This is a genomic window from Rhodothermaceae bacterium (assembly GCA_009838195.1).
GTDB lineage: Bacteria > Bacteroidota > Rhodothermia > Rhodothermales > Bin80 > Bin80.
The window spans coordinates 236,355-256,731 of record VXSC01000047.1; the positions used below are offsets into that span (position 1 = coordinate 236,355).

12 protein-coding genes and 1 tRNA gene are annotated in these 20,377 nt (G+C 51.0%); 7 read left to right on the forward strand and 6 right to left on the reverse strand.

Features of this window, described 5'->3' with window-relative positions; genetic code table 11:
• The first annotated feature begins 41 nt into the window (after positions 1–41).
• Positions 42–1,568, forward strand: a complete 1,527-nt coding sequence (locus tag F4Y64_11415; protein MXX98205.1) for a sulfatase — start codon at positions 42–44, stop codon at positions 1,566–1,568.
• 8 nt (positions 1,569–1,576) lie between these two features.
• The gene (locus F4Y64_11420; protein ID MXX98206.1) at positions 1,577–4,195 is read left to right on the forward strand and encodes a peptidase M14; all 2,619 of its coding nucleotides are present in this window, start codon (positions 1,577–1,579) and stop codon (positions 4,193–4,195) included.
• Between the two features lie 96 nt (positions 4,196–4,291).
• Here the strand turns inward: F4Y64_11420 and lipA are convergent, their stop codons facing one another.
• Positions 4,292–5,299: a lipoyl synthase gene (gene lipA / locus F4Y64_11425; protein ID MXX98207.1), complete on the reverse strand. Its 1,008-nt coding sequence runs from the start codon at positions 5,297–5,299 to the stop codon at positions 4,292–4,294.
• 41 nt (positions 5,300–5,340) lie between these two features.
• On the opposite strand from lipA, the gene F4Y64_11430 reads away from it, so the two are divergent.
• Complete coding sequence (locus tag F4Y64_11430; protein ID MXX98208.1) at positions 5,341–6,672, forward strand: L-lysine 6-transaminase; 1,332 nt, start codon at positions 5,341–5,343, stop codon at positions 6,670–6,672.
• Positions 6,673–6,723: 51 nt separating this feature from the next.
• Here the strand turns inward: F4Y64_11430 and gyrA are convergent, their stop codons facing one another.
• From gyrA to thrA, 4 genes are all read right to left on the reverse strand, one after another.
• Positions 6,724–9,327 carry a DNA gyrase subunit A gene (gene gyrA, locus F4Y64_11435; protein MXX98209.1) on the reverse strand — a complete coding sequence of 868 codons (2,604 nt, stop codon included), beginning with the start codon at positions 9,325–9,327 and terminating at the stop codon, positions 6,724–6,726.
• A gap of 162 nt (positions 9,328–9,489) precedes the next feature.
• Positions 9,490–10,380: a 4-hydroxy-tetrahydrodipicolinate synthase gene (locus F4Y64_11440; protein MXX98210.1), complete on the reverse strand. Its 891-nt coding sequence runs from the start codon at positions 10,378–10,380 to the stop codon at positions 9,490–9,492.
• A gap of 23 nt (positions 10,381–10,403) precedes the next feature.
• A complete protein-coding gene (gene dapB, locus F4Y64_11445; GenBank protein ID MXX98211.1) occupies positions 10,404–11,156 on the reverse strand; it encodes a 4-hydroxy-tetrahydrodipicolinate reductase in 753 nt (250 codons plus the stop codon).
• A 32-nt stretch (positions 11,157–11,188) separates the two neighbouring features.
• Positions 11,189–13,705, reverse strand: coding sequence for a bifunctional aspartate kinase/homoserine dehydrogenase I (gene thrA, locus F4Y64_11450; protein ID MXX98212.1), 2,517 nt, complete (start codon positions 13,703–13,705; stop codon positions 11,189–11,191).
• A 95-nt stretch (positions 13,706–13,800) separates the two neighbouring features.
• On the opposite strand from thrA, the gene F4Y64_11455 reads away from it, so the two are divergent.
• The 4 genes from F4Y64_11455 to hemH all read left to right on the forward strand — a co-directional run bounded on the left by F4Y64_11455 (position 13,801) and on the right by hemH (position 19,189).
• Positions 13,801–13,873: transfer RNA gene (locus tag F4Y64_11455), tRNA-Ala, on the forward strand.
• 571 nt (positions 13,874–14,444) lie between these two features.
• On the forward strand, positions 14,445–15,998 hold the full coding sequence (locus F4Y64_11460; protein ID MXX98213.1) for an aryl-sulfate sulfotransferase: 1,554 nt from the start codon (positions 14,445–14,447) through the stop codon (positions 15,996–15,998).
• A gap of 3 nt (positions 15,999–16,001) precedes the next feature.
• A complete protein-coding gene (locus tag F4Y64_11465; GenBank protein MXX98214.1) occupies positions 16,002–17,738 on the forward strand; it encodes a T9SS type A sorting domain-containing protein in 1,737 nt (578 codons plus the stop codon).
• 293 nt (positions 17,739–18,031) lie between these two features.
• Positions 18,032–19,189, forward strand: a complete 1,158-nt coding sequence (gene hemH, locus F4Y64_11470; GenBank protein MXX98215.1) for a ferrochelatase — start codon at positions 18,032–18,034, stop codon at positions 19,187–19,189.
• Between the two features lie 131 nt (positions 19,190–19,320).
• On the opposite strand, the gene F4Y64_11475 is transcribed toward hemH, so the two are convergent.
• The gene (locus F4Y64_11475; protein MXX98216.1) at positions 19,321–20,376 is read right to left on the reverse strand and encodes a DUF4249 domain-containing protein; all 1,056 of its coding nucleotides are present in this window, start codon (positions 20,374–20,376) and stop codon (positions 19,321–19,323) included.
• Position 20,377 lies beyond the last annotated feature (1 nt).

The window sequence follows — 20,377 nt, forward strand, 5'->3', positions numbered from 1 at the left end:
ATGCTTAGGTTTGGGGAATATGGCCATAACCCATCAAATACATGAAACTTCTAAAATTTATCCCCCTCCTTCTTTTGGTGTTGGCGGGGTGTGCGCAGGAGCAGCCGCCACCGAACATTGTGTTCATCTTCACGGATGACCACACTGCGCGAGCACTGAGCGCGTACGGCTCAGTCGTAAATGAAACGCCAAACTTGGACCGGATTGCTGAAGAAGGCATGCGCTTTACACAGTGTCTGGTTACAAATTCGATTTGTGCGCCTAGCCGCGCAGTCATTCTGACGGGGAAACACAGCCATCTCAATGGACAACTCACCAATGGAAACCGATTTGATGGCACACAGCAAACATTCCCCAAACTGCTGCAAGCTGCGGGCTACCAAACCAGCATGATCGGGAAATGGCACCTGCAAAGTGCCCCAACCGGGTTTGATCACTGGCAAGTCCTTATCGGCCAAGGTCCCTATTACAATCCACGTTTCCTCGTTCCCGGAGATACTATTCAGATTGAAGGCTATACGACAGATATTATCACAGACTTGGCCCTAGACTGGCTGGATACACAGCGGGACCCTTCAAAACCCTTCATGCTTATGTATCAGCACAAGGCCCCTCACCGGGAATGGCATCCGGGCCCGGACCACTTCGAGTTGTATGCAGACGAAGACATCCCGGAGCCTGCAAATCTGTTTGATGACTACTCGAATCGTGCATCTCCTGCGGCCGAACAAGGCATGACTATCGCGAGGCATATGAATGTGGAGGATCTCAAGCTGACACCTCCCCGGAGTATGAATACAGAGCAGGCAGTCGGATGGGAAGAAATCTACGGTCCTCGGAATGAAGAATTCCTGGCTGCTAATCTCGAAGGCGACGACCTGACCCGATGGAAGTATCAACGCTACGCAAAAGAATACCTGCGTACAGTAGCCGGTGTAGATGACAATGTTGGACGCTTGCTGGATTATCTCGAAGATCAAAATCTCGAAGAGAATACGGTCGTAATCTACTCCTCGGACCAGGGATGGTATTTAGGCGAGCATGGATGGTATGATAAGCGCTGGATGTACGAAGAATCACTGGTGACTCCACTGCTTGTCCGCTGGCCAGGAAAAATCCAACCTAGCAGCGTGAACAATGCGATGGTGTCGAACCTGGACTTTGCAGCGACCTTCCTCGACTTGGCCGGCGTGAACGTTCCCAGCGACATGCAAGGAGAAAGCCTTAAACCACTGTTCCTGAGTGAAACCCCGGAAAGCTGGCGTACCAGTCACTATTACCACTACTACGAATATCCCGGCTACCACTGCGTGGAGCGACACTACGGGGTTCGAACTGATCGCTATAAACTCATCCATTTCTATAACCGTGATGAATGGGAGCTCTTTGATCTTGAGAACGATCCAATGGAAATGAACAGCGTGTATGATGATACCGCGTATTCCGAGATCCAGGCGGAACTAAAAGTGGAATTGAGCCGCCTACGTGAGCTCTATGCCGTCCCTGAAGATGAGCGCCCGACCGGTCCTTGCATCCCGAATGAGCGCGGTGCACCTATCCGACAATAGTAAATCTCATGAAGTTCTTACGCACACTCACACTTCTGGTCGTAGGACTTGTCCTGTCCTGCACCAACTCCCTGAGCCAAGTCCCACATCCACAGGATGTGTTTGGCTTTATGCCTGGAGATGACTACAAGCTTGCTCGATATGACCAGATGGTCTCCTACTACGAGGCACTGGCAGAAGCCAGTGATCGTGTAATCCTCCGTGAGATTGGCACGTCCGTGCTCGGACGCCCCTTACTGCTTCTGATGATTTCGAGTGAGGAAAATCTGGCATCTCTGGATCGCTGGCAACAGATCAGTGCATCGCTTGCCCGGGGAAGAGTATCCGAGGCTGAAGCGGAAGTGCTTTCGAACGAGGGACGGGCAGTTATCTGGATTGATGCAGGCCTGCATGCAACCGAAGTTGCCGGCGCGCAGATGGCCCCATTGCTCGCGTGGCGGGTAGCGACGGAAGAATCTCACGAAATGCAGCACATTCGGGATAATGTCATTCTCCTACTGATGCCTGTCATGAATCCCGATGGACTGGATATTATCGCTTCCTGGTATGACCGAACGGTTGGCACCCCATTTGAGGCAACACGCCCGCCCTGGCTCTATCACTACTATGTCGGGCATGATAATAACCGGGATTGGTTTATGAACAATATGCCTGAATCCAAAGCGGTAACGGAGGTGCTTTATAATCAATGGTACCCTCAAATCGTCTATAATCATCATCAAACCAGCCCGAGTTGGACCAGAATATTTCTTCCTCCCTTTGCGGATCCAGTGAATCCCCGGATTCACCCGGGGATTACGACTGCCGTAAATCTCGTTGGATCGGCAATGGCAAATCGGTTTGCAATGAAAGAGATGCCGGGTGTGATATCGGGGGTCATCTTCAGCATGTGGTGGAACGGGGGGATGCGCACCGTTCCCTACTTTCACAATATGGTGGGAATTCTGACGGAGGTAGGACATGCGACCCCGAGTTCCCGGTTCTTTGACCCGGACTCAATCCCTAATTTTGTGAGTGGAGGCAATCCTACAACGGGAACGAACATCTCTTACCCGAATCCATGGAAGGGGGGCTGGTCTCACTTTGCAGACCCCGTCCGGTACATGATTACCGGCTCCATGGGCGTCCTGCGCTTGGCAGCAGATCGTCGTGAACACTGGCTCTACAATATCTGGAAAATGGGGCGAGACGCGATTGAAACCGCTGATTCCGTTGCCGCCTACGTGATTCCCAGTGACCAATGGAATTCCGGAGAAGAATTAAACCTGGTCAACTTATTACGGATTGGCGGCATTGAGATTGAGAAGGCTACCCAATCATTTACTGTCGGGCATACCACGTACGCAGCTGGCTCCTTCATCATCCCCAAGACACAGGCATTCCGGCCCTATCTGGAAGATCTGTTAGAAATCCAGGATTATCCTGATCGCCGAACGGAGGGAGGCACCCCCATCGTACCCTACGACCTAGCTGGATGGACCCTACCACTTCAGATGGGACTTCGGGTTGACCGGTTGCCAACAATCCCCACTGTAGAAACCGTATCCATTACGGAGGACCTGTCACAGACTCCCGGGACGATTGCCGATGGGGACCACAAGAAGTATATCATTGACCCAAGAACAAATCGTAGCCGATACGCCATCAACAAAGCCGTTCGAAACGGTTTGACCGTAGGGGTCGTGACCGACTCAGTCGTGGTCGGAGAAGACACCTGGCCTGCCGGGGCCTTTCTGATCGAATCAGATCGTGCTCTTCAAGATATTGCCGAACGGACAGGAACAAGTTTCCACCCAGTTCCCGAAAACCTCCCCCCACTACATGAACTCAAAGCTCCACGCATTGGATTGTATAAAACCTGGATTGCCAACATGGATGAAGGTTGGACGCGGTGGATCCTAGAATCTTTCGCATTTGAAGTTGACACACTGCACGACGCGGATATCCGGTCCGCTGATTTGTCCGTCTACACTGCGATCTTGCTTTCCAGCCAGGGAGCAGAGGGTCTTTTGCATGGACATCGTGTGGGGATGATGCCGGAAGAATATACCGGGGGACTTGGACTCGAGGGGACTCTTGCACTGACGAATTACGTGGCGGATGGTGGTACGCTCGTAGCATTAGATGCAGCAAGCGACTTTGTCATTGATCAATTTGGGCTTCCCGTAGAAAATGTTGTGAGCGGAATCCCCCAATCCAGATTTTTCATCCCGGGATCCCTTGTGCACCTAAATGTAGACTCCTCGCATCCGATTGGGTATGGAATGCCTTCCGAAGTCGCGGCATCATTCGTGCGCAGTCGTGCATTCTCAGCAGTGCGCCGCTCTACCCTCCAGGAAGGGGGACGGATTGAATTGGTTCCGGGCCCCGCCCCACCTGTTGAAGTGATTGCCCGATATGCTGAAGAAAATATTCTGATGAGTGGTTGGGCCCTGGGGGAAGAGAGTGCTATCGGTGGTGAGGCAGCTGCGGTCAGGGTTGCTCATGGTGATGGACATGTGGTCCTTTTCGGCTTCCGGCCACAGTTCAGGGGACAGACTCGCGCAACTTACAAACTCCTCTTTAATGCGCTGATGATTGGTCACCTACAAGGTCCCGAGAATGACACTTCCGCTTCAATGGACTGATTGTATCCTACAGAATATCTCTACGGTAGCACTGATGAGAGGAATTCGGGAACATAGGCCTTCAAAGGTCTATGTTCCTCGCACGGTTCCGTCTGACTATACGTGGCGCTCCGCGTGATAGGAACTCCGCACCAATGGACCGCTCTCGACATGTTCGATCCCTTTGGCCTCCCCGACTTCCTTGTACCACCTAAACTGATCCGGGTGAATAAATTCCTCTACATCTAGGTGCATCCGTGTCGGCTGCAGGTACTGGCCGATGGTCATCACGTCCACTCCTACCCGTACGAAATCGTCCATCAGCTCTAGCACTTCCTCGCTCGTTTCACCGAGCCCGACCATAATACCGCTCTTGGTGCGCAGCCCCTGCTCTTTGGAAATCCTGAGCACCTCCAGTGAGCGTTCATAGTCTGCCTGTGGACGAACCCTGCGATAGAGTCTCGGGACACTTTCCACATTGTGATTCAGGATATCTGGACGCTCATCCAAAACAATTTGCAATGCGTCCCATACACCTCGAAAGTCGGGAATCAATACCTCCACCGTACAGCCTGGAATTTCTTCACGGATCCGACGAATGGTTTCAGCAAAAATGGGTGCTCCTCCATCTTTTCTCTCATCACGATTGACGGAGGTTACAACCACATGTTTGAGCTCCATGATCCGTGCAGCATCTGCCACGCGGCGCGGTTCATCGTAATCCAATCCGGGTTCTGGTCGTCCTGTCTGAACTGCGCAGAATCCACAGGAGCGTGTACATACATTCCCAAGGATCATAAACGTTGCCGTGCCTGCGGTCCAACATTCACCCATATTCGGACAGCGAGCACTTTGGCATACCGTATGCAAATCGTGGTCCTCTATCAGATCTACCAGTTTCCGATATACTGGGCCATACGGAAGCTTCACACGCAGCCAATCAGGGCGCCGTGCCCGTGGTGCGGCTTCAATCACGGGTAATCCAACAAAGCTGTCTACCCCATCCCCTGTTAAACCCGAACGTTTTTTTAGCGTAATTTCTCCGGGAAGAGAGGGGCGTTTTTTGATTTTGGAACTCAATGACCAGGAAGTTTTATTATATTTCGTGCGTACCTTCAAATGCATGCAATGATCCATTGGCCTGACGAGAAATCACCTTACAATCGATGCATATAGATCCTGAACAAGTACGGGATATCTTCGGCAGGCATATGAATGCTACGGGGATGATGCCCCTCGTATTAGATATGCGGCGCAGCCAGGGAGTCAGGCTCATTGACGAGGTCACTGGAAAATCATATCTGGATTTTTTTGGCTTCTTTGCCAGCAGCATGTTGGGGATGAATCACCCGAAACTGGAATCTGACAAAGAGGCACTTGAGCGAATCAAGGATGCGGCACTCAACAAGATTGCGAACTCGGATATCCAGACCACCCATATGGCCCGATTCCTGAATACCTTCGGGCGCATTGCACAGCCTGCATCTCTACCTTATGCCTTTTTTATTTCCGGCGGGGCACTTGCTGTCGAAAATGCACTGAAAGCAGCATTTGACTGGAAGGTTCGAAAAAACCTCGCCAAAGGAATTTCATCCGAGCGTGGTCAACAGGTGATGCACCTCCGTGAGGCGTTCCATGGCCGTAGCGGTTATACCTTGTCCCTGACCAACACCTCCGATCCCTGGAAGACCAGATACTTCCCAAAGTTTGACTGGCCTCGTATTCTCAATCCAAAAATTACTTTCCCTCTGTCTGACCACCTAGAACAGGTCGAGCGCCTTGAGAGCCAGGCCTTGGAAGAAGCAAAAACCTACTTCCTTAAACGCAGAGATGAAATTGCCTGTATCCTACTGGAGCCGATTCAGGGTGAGGGGGGTGACAATCATTTTCGTTCCGAGTTTTTGCAAGGGCTCCAAGAGTTATGCCTGGAAAATGATGCCCTGCTCATTTTCGACGAAGTGCAGTGCGGTGCGGGAATTACGGGTACATTTTGGGCATGGGAACAGCTGGGAGTAACGCCAGACCTAATTGCATTCGGGAAGAAGACGCAGGTATGTGGTGTTCTGGCAGGCCGGCGCCTTGACGAAGTTGACGATCATGTGTTTGTCAAACCTGGACGCATCAATTCTACCTGGGGTGGAAATCTCGTGGATATGGTACGAGTTGACCGCATCCTGGAGATCATGGAGGAGGACGCTCTCCTGGAAAATGCTACTACCGTTGGCAACCATCTACTAAGCCGACTGCAAGCACTAGCGGATCAAACGCAGTGTCTCACGAATGCTCGTGGCCGTGGACTGATGTGTGCGGTGGATGTCTCATCACGGCCGCTACGTGACAAGATTCTCAAGCTGTGTTTCAGGAACGGGCTGATCGTGATCGGGTGTGGAGAGTCCTCGATTCGTTTTCGACCGGCACTGACCATCACGAAAGCAGAAATTGACGAGGGGATGGATCTACTTGAGCAGATGATCCCGACCGAGGCGGTTACGGCTTAGCCCTTTGGCGCTTTCGTATCTAACTCCCTTCTTTGTGCATAAGCACAAGCCCTAATCCTCGTTCGGTAGAGCATCCTGATCCGCTTCATCGTCTTCTAAAATAACGCGGGTGACATCAGCGATCGCATCATCTTCTCTGAGTCGAATGAGTCGAACACCTTGCGTAGCCCGTCCGAGCACTGAGATCTTGTTTACAACTTGCCGAATCAGATTTCCATTCTGGGTAATAATCATCAAATCATCGGAGTCCAGCACTCCGCGAATGGCTACAAGCGAACCGGTTTTCTCGTTGATTTTTTGTGCGATGACTCCCTTTCCAGCACCGATCCTTTCTGGATAATCGCTGATTGCCGAACGTTTGCCATAGCCATTTGCACTGACGGTTAGAAGTGTCCGCTCCGTTTCTTCGGATACAACCACCATCCCGACAACCCGCTGATCTTCCGACATCCTGATTCCGATCACTCCTTGCGAGACTCTCCCCACGGCTCGTATGCGTTTTTCAGAACGCCGATTGGCAAATCCTCCTGAAGAAGCCATAACAATCTGAGCATTCCCGTCTGTCAGGCGAGCCTCCAGTACCGCATCTCCCTCCCGGATCCTGATCGCTATGAGTCCATTTTTCCGAGGCCTACGATACGCCCACAGCGCCGTTTTTTTGAGAAGTCCTCTGCGCGTTGCCATCAGGATATAGTGGGACTTCAGAAATTCTTCGTCGAGGAAGTCTTCCCGGCTTACCGGCAACACGGCTCGAATACGATCATCCGATGAGATCGGGATCAGGTTCCTAATACTTCGCCCGCGCGCAGTACGGCCGCCAGCCGGAATATTATACACCCTCAAATAATAGCATTGACCGTGATCCGTGAAAATCAATAGATAGTCAAGGTTATACGAGACGAACAAATGCTCCAGATAATCCTCATCGCGAAGTGTACTCCCTCGTGCCCCCATTCCACCACGGCCTTGCGCCTGAAAATCGTCCAGGGGAGTTCTTTTCGTGATCCCCTGATGTGATATCGTCACGACCACCCTATGATTATCGATTAGATCCTCAATGAGGATGTCATCCCCAGCCAAAGGATCAATCTCTGTGCGACGATCATCACCATATTTATCTGCGAGCTCCTGGAGTTCGTCCTTAATGATATCCATCCGCAGCTCCTCACTATCCAGGATCTCAGTCAGGCGAGCGATTTCTTCTTTTTTGGATTGGAAATCTTCTAGAATCTTGTCCCGCTCCAATCCTGTCAATCGACTTAACCGAAGCGCAAGGATGGCGTTTGCCTGCGCCTCAGTCAGCCAGGTTTCTCTGCCGTGATCCGTAGATCCCGGAGCAGTTACCGAAAGGCCCAGCCGCTCAAGTTGCGCTGGGGTTAGTTTGGACGGCCAGATGCCTTCGATCAGGCAGGTCCGGGCCTCATCCACATCGACAGACTCGCGAATCATCGTAATGACCGCATCAAGATGGTCCAGCGAGATTACAAGGCCTTCCAGGATGTGCGCCTGCTTCTGAACTTCGCTGAGTTGATGCTGCGTACGCCGCGTCACGACTTCATGCCGATGGTCGACAAAATGAACGACCGCATCTTTCAGTGTCAGTGTCTGCGGTCGTCCATGGACAAGAGCCACCAAGTTTGCCCCAAACGACTGCTGGCATCTGGAGTATTTGTAGAGCTTGTTTTCAACAACCTGGGCCTGGGCATCTTTCTTCAATTCAACGACGATCCGCATGCCATCCCGGTCACTCTCATCACGTAGATCGCTGATATCCTGGATCCGCTTATCTCGCACCAGTTCGGCAATCTTTTCCACTAGGACAGCCTTATTGACCTGATATGGGATCTCTGTAATCACAAGAGCAATCCTTCCGCTGCTTAGCTCCTCCTCATGCATACGAGCCCGCACAAGAATCCGTCCTCGCCCAGTATGATAAGCGGAGTGAATCCCACTCGTCCCACAGATAATTCCCCCCGTTGGGAAATCCGGACCGGGAATATACTCCATCAGCCCCAGCGTATCTATCTCGGGATTATCGATGTATGCAATGATCGCCGAAGCGACTTCTCTGAGATTATGAGGAGGGATTTTAGTTGCCATCCCAACAGCGATCCCATCACCGCCATTCACCAACAGGTTAGGAAGCGCCGCAGGCAAAACAACGGGCTCTTCTAGAGAACCGTCAAAATTTTCCTGATAATCCACAGTTTCCTGTCGGATGTCGCGAAGCAGCTCAGACGCAAGACGCGTCAGGCGCGCCTCTGTATACCGCATTGCGGCGGCGGAATCACCGTCGACAGATCCAAAATTGCCCTGACCGTCTACGAGCGGATAGCGCAATGAAAAATCCTGAGCCATCCGCACCATGGTGTCATAGACGGACGAATCTCCGTGCGGATGGTACTTCCCCAACACCTCCCCAACAATACGAGCACTCTTTTTATAGGTGGACCCGGGCGTTAATCCCAGTTCATTCATACCATACAGGACACGCCGATGAGCGGGTTTCAATCCATCCCGAACATCCGGGAGGGCCCGCCCTACAATCACCGACATTGAATAATCAATGTAGGAAGATTCCATTTCCTCGGTGATACTCAGAGGGACTATTCGTCCCTCCTCATCCTCTCCGATTCCAGAAATAATATCCGTCATTTAGTTGGTAGACAATCTCCTGATTGGTATTCATACGAGATTCTGCTCCCGTCGCGATTCGGCGTAACCAAAACAATGGTTCACCTCTAATCTTTGAAAACCCCTCAAGAATGTCTTCATTTTGTTGTTAGACTTCCCCTTCTATATTGGGGCTCTGATAATTTAGGCCTCCTCCGCTTCCAGTGCGGTCAGAAATTCAGACATAATGACCTCTTCCTGCTCCGCCGATATTGCAACCAGAGGCAGACGTAGGGTAGACTCCGCGTATCCGAGCTTGGCCAGGACTGCCTTCGCCGGTATCGGGTTGGTATCCAGAAAACAGGCGCGCATGGCCCTTAATAGAGTGTAATGGACCTGTGATGCTTCCTTGAGTTCACCCTCTAGACCCAATCGAACCAGTCGACTCATCAGACGCGGAAGAACGTTGCTGACCACTGAGATCACCCCATCTGCGCCAAGAGCCAAAAAGAATAAAGTCCATTCATCATCTCCAGAATAGACGGCAAACCCTTCCGGCCGTCCCTGGACAAGGTCTGCAACCTTCGCCAAGTCACCCGATGCCTCTTTCACACCTGCCACTGAGGGAATCTCGTGTGCCATCTCAAGAATCGATTCGGTGCTTGCATCAAAGCCTGTACGCCCTGGAACATTATAGAGAATGATCGGACACGACGTAGCGTCTGCAATCGCCGCTACATGTGCCTTGAACCCCCTTTGTGGTGGCTTATTGTAGTAGGGGCCCACAACAAGCAATCCGTCTGCTCCCAGACGATCTGCTTCGACCGAGAACGCAATACTTTCACTGGTCGAGTTATTTCCAGTCCCAATAATCAGAGGAACCCGGCCAGCAACCTGCTCCACTGCAATGGCCGAAAGCCTGCTTCGCTCCTTCGGAGTAATGGTTGCATTTTCTCCGGTCGTGCCCAATACGACCACTGCGGAAGAGCCTGATTGGATTTGACGATCAATCAGGTTACAAAAAGCAGCTTCGTCAATCAATCCGTCTCCAGAAAAGGGAGTGACCAGCGCCGTTGCTGAACCTGTAAAAATCATGGATTTACGTTAATTATTGACAACTATTTGATTGTGGAGCCTGCAAGCCATTCGGCGAGCATATCTTGAAGTGTGAAAAATCCTGTTCGTCCCTGTATCCACTCTGCCGCCCGCACTGCCCCGAGAGCAAATCCTCCCCGATTCTTGGCGGTGTGCTCCAGTATAATGCGATCCGCAGGACCATCAATCATGACCCGATGCTGCCCGAATACATGACCAAGCCGAGTGGACACAACCTCAAGTTGGGAGGGATCATATGGCGTAGACGGGGTGCCCCACCTTTCCTTTCTCTGAAGAGTTTCAACCAACTGCGCCGCCAAATTGATTGCGGTGCCGCTTGGTGAATCCAGCTTTGCTGTATGATGCAACTCATGCACAGCCACATCAAACTCAGGCAACTCGTCCAGAAGCGGCCCAAGAGCGTGTAACGCCTGAAGAAGGATCTGTATCCCCAGTGAATAATTGGAACTGTAGAGCACACTTGCCTCATAGGAACTGACAAGATTTTGAACCTCTTCAATTTCGTCATCCCATCCTGTGGTCCCAATTACGGCAGCTGTGTTCGTCTTGCAGTACTTGGTGATGTGTGAGAGCACAACCTCGGGTTGTGTGAAGTCAATCACGACATCAGGATTGCATCCTAGAGCCGATTCCGTTACGGGGTTTTTGCGGTTGAACCGCTCGATGATAGCGTGTCCACGCGAGCGTACACACGCTTCTATGGCCTCGCCCATGCGACCCGTACCAGCTATAGCAATTCGTAAAGAAACAGACATTACACTCCTGACAAGTAGCAAAAACCGTACGACTAGGGCATCAACTCTGCCGAGTGGATGAGATCCATTAAGAGCCCTCCTGCAGTTACCCCAAGCCCTGCACCCGGACCTTGTACAACCAGCGGCTCATCATTGTAGCGATCCGTGGTAAATACAATAATATTCCCCCGCCCAGATGCCGTGGCAAACGGGGAGTCATCTGGTACCGCCTGGACACTTACATCCAGTTGGTTCCCTTCAAGCCTGGCGATGTAGCGTAGCCGCTCACCACGGCTCTTCGCCTCGTCTACTCTTTCTTTCCACTCCTGGTCAACAGCTGTAAGTTCTTTGAACAGCGCTTGAGGACTTTCCGCCTTGAGTCCTGCCGGCAGCAAAGATTCGACTCGGATATCATTTCGCTCGACTTCCAGGCCGATCTCCCGAGCCAGAATCAACAATTTCCTAGCAACATCTTCCCCACTCAAATCATCAGCCGGATCGGGCTCTGTCCACCCCTCCTTATGAGCACTCTCTACAATTGACGAGAACGATTCTCCAGCATCCAAGCTGTTGAATACATAGGCCAACGTACCGGAGAAAACCCCTTCAATCTTATGAACCCGATCCCCTGATCGTACCAAATCCTTTATCGTGGAAATAACCGGAATTGCAGCACCTACTGTCGTTTCATATCGGAAAGCCACACCGCGTCGCTTAGCTGCCTTCTGGAGTCGCTGATAAAATGGTAAATCCAGAGTATTGGCCAACTTATTTGCGGTAACGACCCCGAATCCAAGCTCAAGAAAATCGGGATAGTAGGAAGCAACCTCCTCACTCGCAGTTGCATCAACGACAATGATTCGTTCCAGCCGACTAGCACCCAACTGTTCCAAAAGCCAGTTCAAATTGGCTGGCGATCCATGGGCGAGATCCGAAACCGCTGTATCAAACGCAAGCCCATCCGGGTTCCAGAGCATTTTTTGAGAATTCGCAAGACCAACAAGTCGCACATTCAACTTAACCCGCTCCAGTAGATTCTCTTTCTGATCCGCAAGAAGTTGCAATAAATGGGCTCCAACCCGTCCCGGTCCCAATAGACATATATGCGCCCGCAGGCGCCCCAAAGGGAATGCCTCATGGAGAGCTCGTACGGCGCGTCGCACCTCGTCATCGCGGACCACCGCTGAAATATTTGTTTCCGCAGCCCCTTGTGCGATGGACAACACATTCACCCGACTGCGTCCCAATGTGGCGAACATTCGCCCTGCTAGCCCCGGATGGTGCCGCATGCGGTCACCTACTGCAGAAACAATCGCACATCTGGGGATCGCGTAAATACCACTGATGTCTCGTTTTGCCAATTCTCCTGCAAAGACATTTCGAAGCGTTTTTACGGCTGCGTCTGCGGCCACTTCGCGCACAACCATACAGATACTGTGTTCGCTGGAGGCCTGCGCGATCATAAGCACATTAATCTTTTGATCCGCCAGGGATACAAAGGCGCGTGCAGCGATTCCTGGCACACCTAACATGCCATTGCCCTCCAGCATGATCACTGCGACATCCCGAATCGTAGAGATTGCTTTTACTCTGAGCTCAACCGATTGAGACTCATTCGAAATCAGCGTACCTGGTGCTTTGGGATTTAGTGAGTTTTTGATGAGCAGTGGAATTCCCAGTGTTTGCACCGGCCGCATGGTCCTCGGATGCAAGACACGAGCACCGAAGTAGGCCATTTCTGCCGCTTCAGTATAACTCAGGCGAGCCAATGGAAACGCCTCGGGGACATCACGGGGATCCGCAGATAAGACTCCATCCACATCGGTCCAGATCACGACCCGTCTTGCACGTAATACAGAACCGAGAATTGTTGCTGTAAAATCACTCCCTGAGCGCCCAAGTGTTGTCGTTGATCCATCGGACGCGGATGCGATATATCCCGTCACTACGGTAATCTGACTTGATGAAAAACCCTGAAAATACGTTTGGATCGTGCGCGTAGACTCTTCAAAGTCTACATATGCATCCCCATAGTTATCGTCCGTTCGGATCAAATCTCGAGCATCCACCGCAATGGATTGTTCTCCCATAGAGCGGAACGCCGCAGAGAGCAGTGGAGCAAATGCCCGTTCACCAATACTTAAAATCGCATCCCTAGTACGAGCGGAGCATTCTCCGATGAGAGCAATCCCCCGCAATAGCCTTTCCAGTTCATCCCAGAGTGCATCCAACTGCTGTCTTACGCCCTGTTTTTCCTCTTCGGTCACCAACTCGTTCAGGACTCGCTCATGCTGCTCACGTAACTCCTGAATGGAGCTCTGTACAGGCTCCTCTGCCCCAAAAGAAATCTCTATGGCTCCCAATAACCGATCCGTGACTCCTGCCATCGCAGAAACCACGACAACGCGCTGGATCCCCCCGGGAATATCCTGAACTAGGCGAATCGCTTGCTGGATGGCCCGCGTACTGCCTACCGAAGTTCCTCCAAACTTGACAACCTGTAATAGCTTATTTGGGGTCTGCTCCGTGGCCCTGCGCGCGACCGGACTTTTCTGGTCACCGTTCGGCATCAATCATTCTGTTGATCTTTGATAGTCTGATTCTTTGTATGAATGAGGGATCACTGGAACTACAAAAAGAAATCCTTGTGTAACTTCTGTCTATCGGGGCCATAGCTCAGTTGGTAGAGCGCTTGAATGGCATTCAAGAGGTCAGGGGTTCGACTCCCCTTGGCTCCACTTCTCCCCCGGAACGGGATCATTGCAGTTGCAGAAATATTAAGCACGCGAGATCCCCCGACCCACCTCAAGCAGGCCCCCGCCAGAATATCTAACGGTGGCAGAGCCTACCTCCTTAAAGGGATTTGAATTCATCGTGGGCGTTATCATGCTTGAATCACTCAGCATTGGGGACCAAACTGGTTTTTTCTGACTTCTGCACATGGTTTTCTATCTAGAGGCACATGAGGGGACGTAAACGATCAGGACGCAAATTAGTGTCATTAAATTGTCTCTGCAAACACCTCACATGTATTATCTCATGTTGGTATGACGAAGAAGATAGGGCCGCGCCTGATTAGCCAAAATTTTACTGATCCCGTTGGTGCATTGCAATCCCGAAATGAAAGAAGGCGTGGTTTTTGACGGATTCAGTATCTTCAGAAGCAGCTGTGCCCCTTCGTCCTGTTAGAATGATCCTTGATTGCTTGTGGTCAGCCTCCCGGCTGGTGGTGCAGACCAGTCCCGAAGGGGGCAGAACAGGCCCACCGTGGTCCTAATTGCCGGTGAACGTGCAGAATCGTAGCGCCAGATGACATCTGCCCTGAAATATTCTCTCCTCGCTTTTGCCTTCTCTTTCCTGCTTGGCTGTGATAGTGGCCCCATGGATCCGGGAACGACCGAGAAAGGACTTGGGCATCTGATCACGAGTGAAAGCCTAGTCCTAAATCCAACTGGCTATACCCCCCTTTCGGCAGAGCTCAAGCTGCAAACCACGCAACCCGTCCAAGTAGAACTGGAAATCGCAAGCCGCAACGATGATGAAGAAAATCTCATCCACCGCTTTGAAGAAACCGGCACGTCATTTACACTCCCGGTACTCGGTCTCTACGCTTCGCACAGCAACACCTTGCATATTCGATTCTATGACAATGCGAATCAATTACTGGGAGAGGAAACCCGTCCTATTGATACCCCACATCGCTTACAGGAACTCCCAACCATCAATGTTCGCGTCAATACAGGGCGAAAAAAGCCGGGTATGAACCTAGTGAGTTACTTCGGACACACCAATCGTGAGTTGCCACAAATCCCGTTCATTTTTGATCAATATGGGCATATTCGATGGTATGCCAATATGGATGCACATCCTGTGCTGGGAAATCTGTTTTATGACGTCGGAGTTGAGCGCCTCGAAAACGGTAATCTCTACTTCGGCGACGGTAGTAGCGGGCGTCTGGTTGAGATGGACATGTTGGGCAGAGTCGTCAATGAGTGGCCTCTGCCGGGGTACACCTTTCACCATCACGTTCTTGAACTCCCGAACGGAAATTTATTGGCAACGGTCAACAAACATGGACTCCCCACCATAGAGGATCATATCCTGGAAATTGACCGCGAGAGTGGAGTCATTGTGCAAGTATGGGATCTTAGACAGTCGCTGGATTCACGGCGGCGCATATGGAGTAGTAATTCTAGAGACTGGTTCCACGCAAATGGCCTGGCCTATGACGAAGAGAAAGATGCGATCATCGTGTCTGGACGTGTCCAAGGGACCGTAAAGCTGACTCGTGACAATGAATTGATTTGGCTTTTGGCTCCGCATAGAGGTTGGAACCGATCCGGGAATGGGACGGACCTTAACACCAAACTCTTGCAACCCCTGGATGCAAATGGGATGCCCATCACAGATACCCGGGTACTTGCAGGGTTTAGTGACCATTCGGAATTCTCGTGGGCGTGGTATCAGCATGCACCCAAGTTAACGCCACAGGGGACCCTGTTTTTATTCGACAATGGGGACAACCGACATTACCAAGGACAGCCTGTATTCAGCCGGGCGGTCGAATATCGAATTGATGACGAGGCGATGACGATTCAGCAGGTTTGGGAATATGGCCGTGAACGCGGCCATACAACCTATTCAGGCATCGTATCGGATGTTGATTATCACCAGGACGAGAATACCGTCGTCTTCATGCCCGGTGCCAATTTTGAAAACGGGCCCAACGGGAAAACGGTTGAAGTTGATTACGCCACAAAGGATGTGGTCTATGAAGCTGTCATACGAAATGACGGAGAAGCAATGTACGGAATTACGTTTCACCGCATTGAACGCCTTCCCATTTATCCACACAATCAATAGAACATGCGTCATCCCATGAAACAAAATGTGACCGAGACCTTGCCGCTATCCTGCAAGGCTTGCCTTTTCGCCTCTGTTCTGCTGTTTGCATTTCCAGTACAGGCACAGGATCAAACCGTGGGACTTATGCGCAACGATCCCGGTGCATATGAAGGGTACACCTTGATTACGCCGATACTCCACCCTAGCGTCTATTTGATCAATCTGGAAGGACAAAACGTGCATAAATGGGATGCCAGTGCCGCATTTGGAAGCACCAACCGACTATTGCCTGACGGGGCTCTTCTCAGAGTTTCTGCCGCTCCTAATTCATGGAGGGATGTTCAAGGTCTCTCAGGACGGCTCGAAATTATCGAATGGGATGGCTCAGTACGGTGGCAGTACGACTTTGTAGCCGATACATATATGCTCCACCATGACGTGGTCCCGCTGCCAAATGGCAACCTGCTTGGAATCGTCTGGGATCGGCGGGATATGGATGCGATTACCTCTGTAGGCTATGACCCTGCCAATCTCGCTGACGATCAGAATCAGATATTGAGCGAGCGAATTGTCGAATTCAAACCGATATTGCCCGATACGATAGAAATCGTATGGCAGTGGGATTCCTGGGACCATCTTGTTCAAGATCATAACCCGCTACTATCGGATACCTATGCTGAACGTATTTCTGACCATCCCGGGCGCATTGATGTCAATACCTCTGTCGGTGGTGACTGGCTCCACTTCAATGCACTGGATTACAACGAGGAACTGGATGTGATCGCAGTCAGTGCATCGTTTATTGATGAATTTTGGATCATTGACCATAGCCCCTCAACAGAAGAAGCACGCGGAAATGCGGGAGGAAATTTTGGATTAGGAGGCCAACTATTGTACCGCTGGGGCAATCCCCGGATATATGGTGCAGGAGGTGAGGAAGATCAGACACTGCACTTCCTTCATTCTGTCCTGTGGATTTCTGACGGTTTGCCTGGGGCAGGGAATTTGCTCGTATTCGAGAATGGAGTCGGGCAGCCGGAAGGGAATTTCTCAACGGTCCATGAACTCGTACTCCCGTACATGGAAGATTCCTATGGAGATGCAGTCTGGTACGCCCAGGACCTGGATGGATCCTTTCAGGATCCTGAGACTGCCTGGGATTACTCAGCGCCAGGCGAATTCTATAGCGACTTCATCTCCGGTCAACAACGCCTTCCTAATGGAAATACGTTGATTGCGGAGGGAATGACGGGGCGTATTTTTGAACTTGCAGCAGGGTCGGATCAACTCATCTGGGAATACGTCAACCCCGTAGTACAAACCGGCCCTTTATCGCAGGGAGACCCGATTCCTCCATTTGGCCCTCCGGGCTCGGTCCGCCTGCAGAATGGAGTCTTTCGTGCGCTGCGCTATGGGGTTGACTTCGAAGGATTTTCTGACAAAGACCTTTCCCCAGTTGGACCTATCGAACTCAGGACCACTGCTGAAATCCCCGATCGACGTTTCGAGCTATCGCCTAGCTATCCAAATCCATTTCGGGATCAGGTATCCCTATCCATACAGGTTGATGAGCCGATGCACATCGAGCTGGACGTCTTTAACGTACTTGGTCAAAAGGTGACGACGCTGACCAATGAGTTTCATGCTGTGGGGACCTACAATTATGTTTTCAATGCTGAAGCACTGCCGCCGGGGATTTATTTATGCAGAGCCACCTCCGAATATCATTCAAGTACGATCTCGTTGATTCATCGTTAGTCTGCTTCGCCAATCCTACGGACGCATCCCCGTGAACATTTGAGCTGTCGCAGGCGAAAATAAGTGACGCTAGACCGAGCATTGCAGGGGGACTTCCCGTATGGGTAGATGTCCATTATGGTGCCCGTCACGCACTGATGCACAAAATCGTATTACACCGTACTGTCAGCATCCTCATTTTGCGTACCCGGTAAAGAAAAACTCGATGGAGGTTAAAGCCGAACTCCTCGAATTTCTGGAAGCGCTTCCGCGGATGCGCGAATGTTTTCGGTGAAATTTCTTCATAGAATTTAATCGGGATCTATGAAAACGTTTGCAACGTACAATCGTGGGTAAGCTGTTTCTCCCTGAACACAACCATTGATGGGGGTATATCTGTGCAACAACCTGTCCTAAGAACACCGTCTGGATGTCCGAGGCAAATCCAAAGGCGTGACAGAATTGGGGTGGTACTATTCCACTGGGGTGGTCCAAGTCGAGTAAAGGAGGTTCATTCGTTTCTACGCCGCGTCTATGACGATAAGTACGTACGCAGACAATCGCGGGTATTCCGCAATTTTCAGGCGTTATTTTCGTGGTTGGCGGCAGCTTCCATGCGGGAGAAAGTGCAGCACGAGTTGAGTGCAGTCGGGGGAAATTGTCCGGCGATAAAATTGGTCAACGAACAGGTGCGGGGGCTTGAAAGTAAGCTGGTGCGACGCTGGGGTAACAGGATTGGTGTAAACTTTCGTGTGTATGCTGCGATGCAGTACGCCCACCCATTTGCACGCGAAACGGCACATCAAATGAGACAGGATGGCATCAAACACGTGATCCTGATTCCTGCATATTTACAGGAGTCAAATGCCGGACGGCAAAAATCGGTCGGCAACTGGCACGAACTGGTGGATAATCAAAAAATCCCCCAATGGCCAACCCATGAGATTCCACCGTTTGGCCGTGCTCCCAAGGTCCTTACGGCACTTAGTGAACGCATAGATCAAACACTTCAGCGATTTCCGAAACCGCTTCGATCCAGTGTGGCAGTGATCTTCTGTGCGCCGGGGATACCAGGCCAAGATAAAGCCAAATTCCAGGCCGAGGTCTTGCAAGTGAGCCAAGAGGTTATGCAGCAACGGAAGGAAAAGCGATCTGCTTATACGGCATTTTATGCGTACTACGGACATATAGGTGATCACCTGCGTGAGTTGAAGAAGAAAATCGTCAAAGCAGCAGATGTGGGAAACCGTTGTGTAATGCTCCTACCGCTTTGTGGAACTACGGAAAATCTACAAACGACCTACAGCATGGATATCGCCTGTCGGGACTATGCCAGCCGGGCAGGGATACATCATTTTGAAGTTGCAGAGATGCTGAATAGCAATACACTATTTCTGGAAACCTTATCTGACTTGATTGGAGAAACAGTGCAGTCCAGTATGAAGGCCGATGTCACGACATCGGACATGTGAATCCAACAGATCGCATTCAGAACCCAAGGATATAATTTCAAAAGTAAGTGACGTTGGACCGAGCACACCTGAGGGAGTAGCATCCGATAAAGACGCAGTCATACAGCATTGCATCGAACGTACGACTCGAATTATTCATCCCCAAACTTGGGGATACCCAAGATATGATACGCTCCAGAATAGCCAGCAAAAATGCCCCGCCCACCTTCAATGTTAGTGTAAAGATTGACGGGCTGCCCAAACCCATCAAAATCCCACTGTTCTTCAATTGAGGCCTGATATTCGACAAATTCTGGGCTCAATGCCAATACCACCAGAAGCAAACCTTGATCCAAAGACTCTCCCAATTCTTCGCTGAGATCAAATTTGATTTCGAAATCAAGAGTTGGTTCATCAACATTTCTGTCGGACAGAGCCCCAATCGCACATCCATAATCGTCACCAACAGCAACTTCAACCGGGTTCAGGACATCCGTGAAATTACAATACCACCGGCGGCTGTCATGGGACATATATGCATAATTAGGCCCATACGGTGAGTCCGAAGGACCCACTTCGGGATATTCAATAAGTATGAAGAAACTGTAATAGTTCAATCCCGGACGATTCGGCAAACGAAAATCGACCTGATATTCGGTCTCTCCAAAAACATTGGGGATATCACTCAATCGCCCTATCTCTACATCCGCAATATCTGGAGGAAGAGGCGCCGTGGACATCGCAGAAGCCGAACGAAACCCGGGAGCATCCACAACCATACGGTACGGGATATTCGCTCGAGGCCTCAGTCCCTGGGCAGAGACATATTCGCCACGATCCAGATCATAAATCAATCGGTCGATCAGCGATTCGCCCTGATAGACCCTGACCGTAGCATTTGATACAAGCGGATCTGGAGTATCACGCAAGCTACCGACGGGAACCGTTTGGGTAATGATCGCTGACCAGATTGAATCTGGTGTGAAATTGCTGGAAATTGAAAGCTCCGGATCATACTCTGGCGGATCAATCTCTATCACGGTCTCACAAGCTGGCAACAAGAGCAATATGAGGAGACCGATGAATCGCGGGCAACACACCAGAAAAGAAATCTGCCCCCAACCATACCCGTCTGAAAATCGGTCACACTCACTCCTTCGGTTCGGGGATGGGGTAGGAAATGCCATCAATTTGTTCTCGTCTCGCATC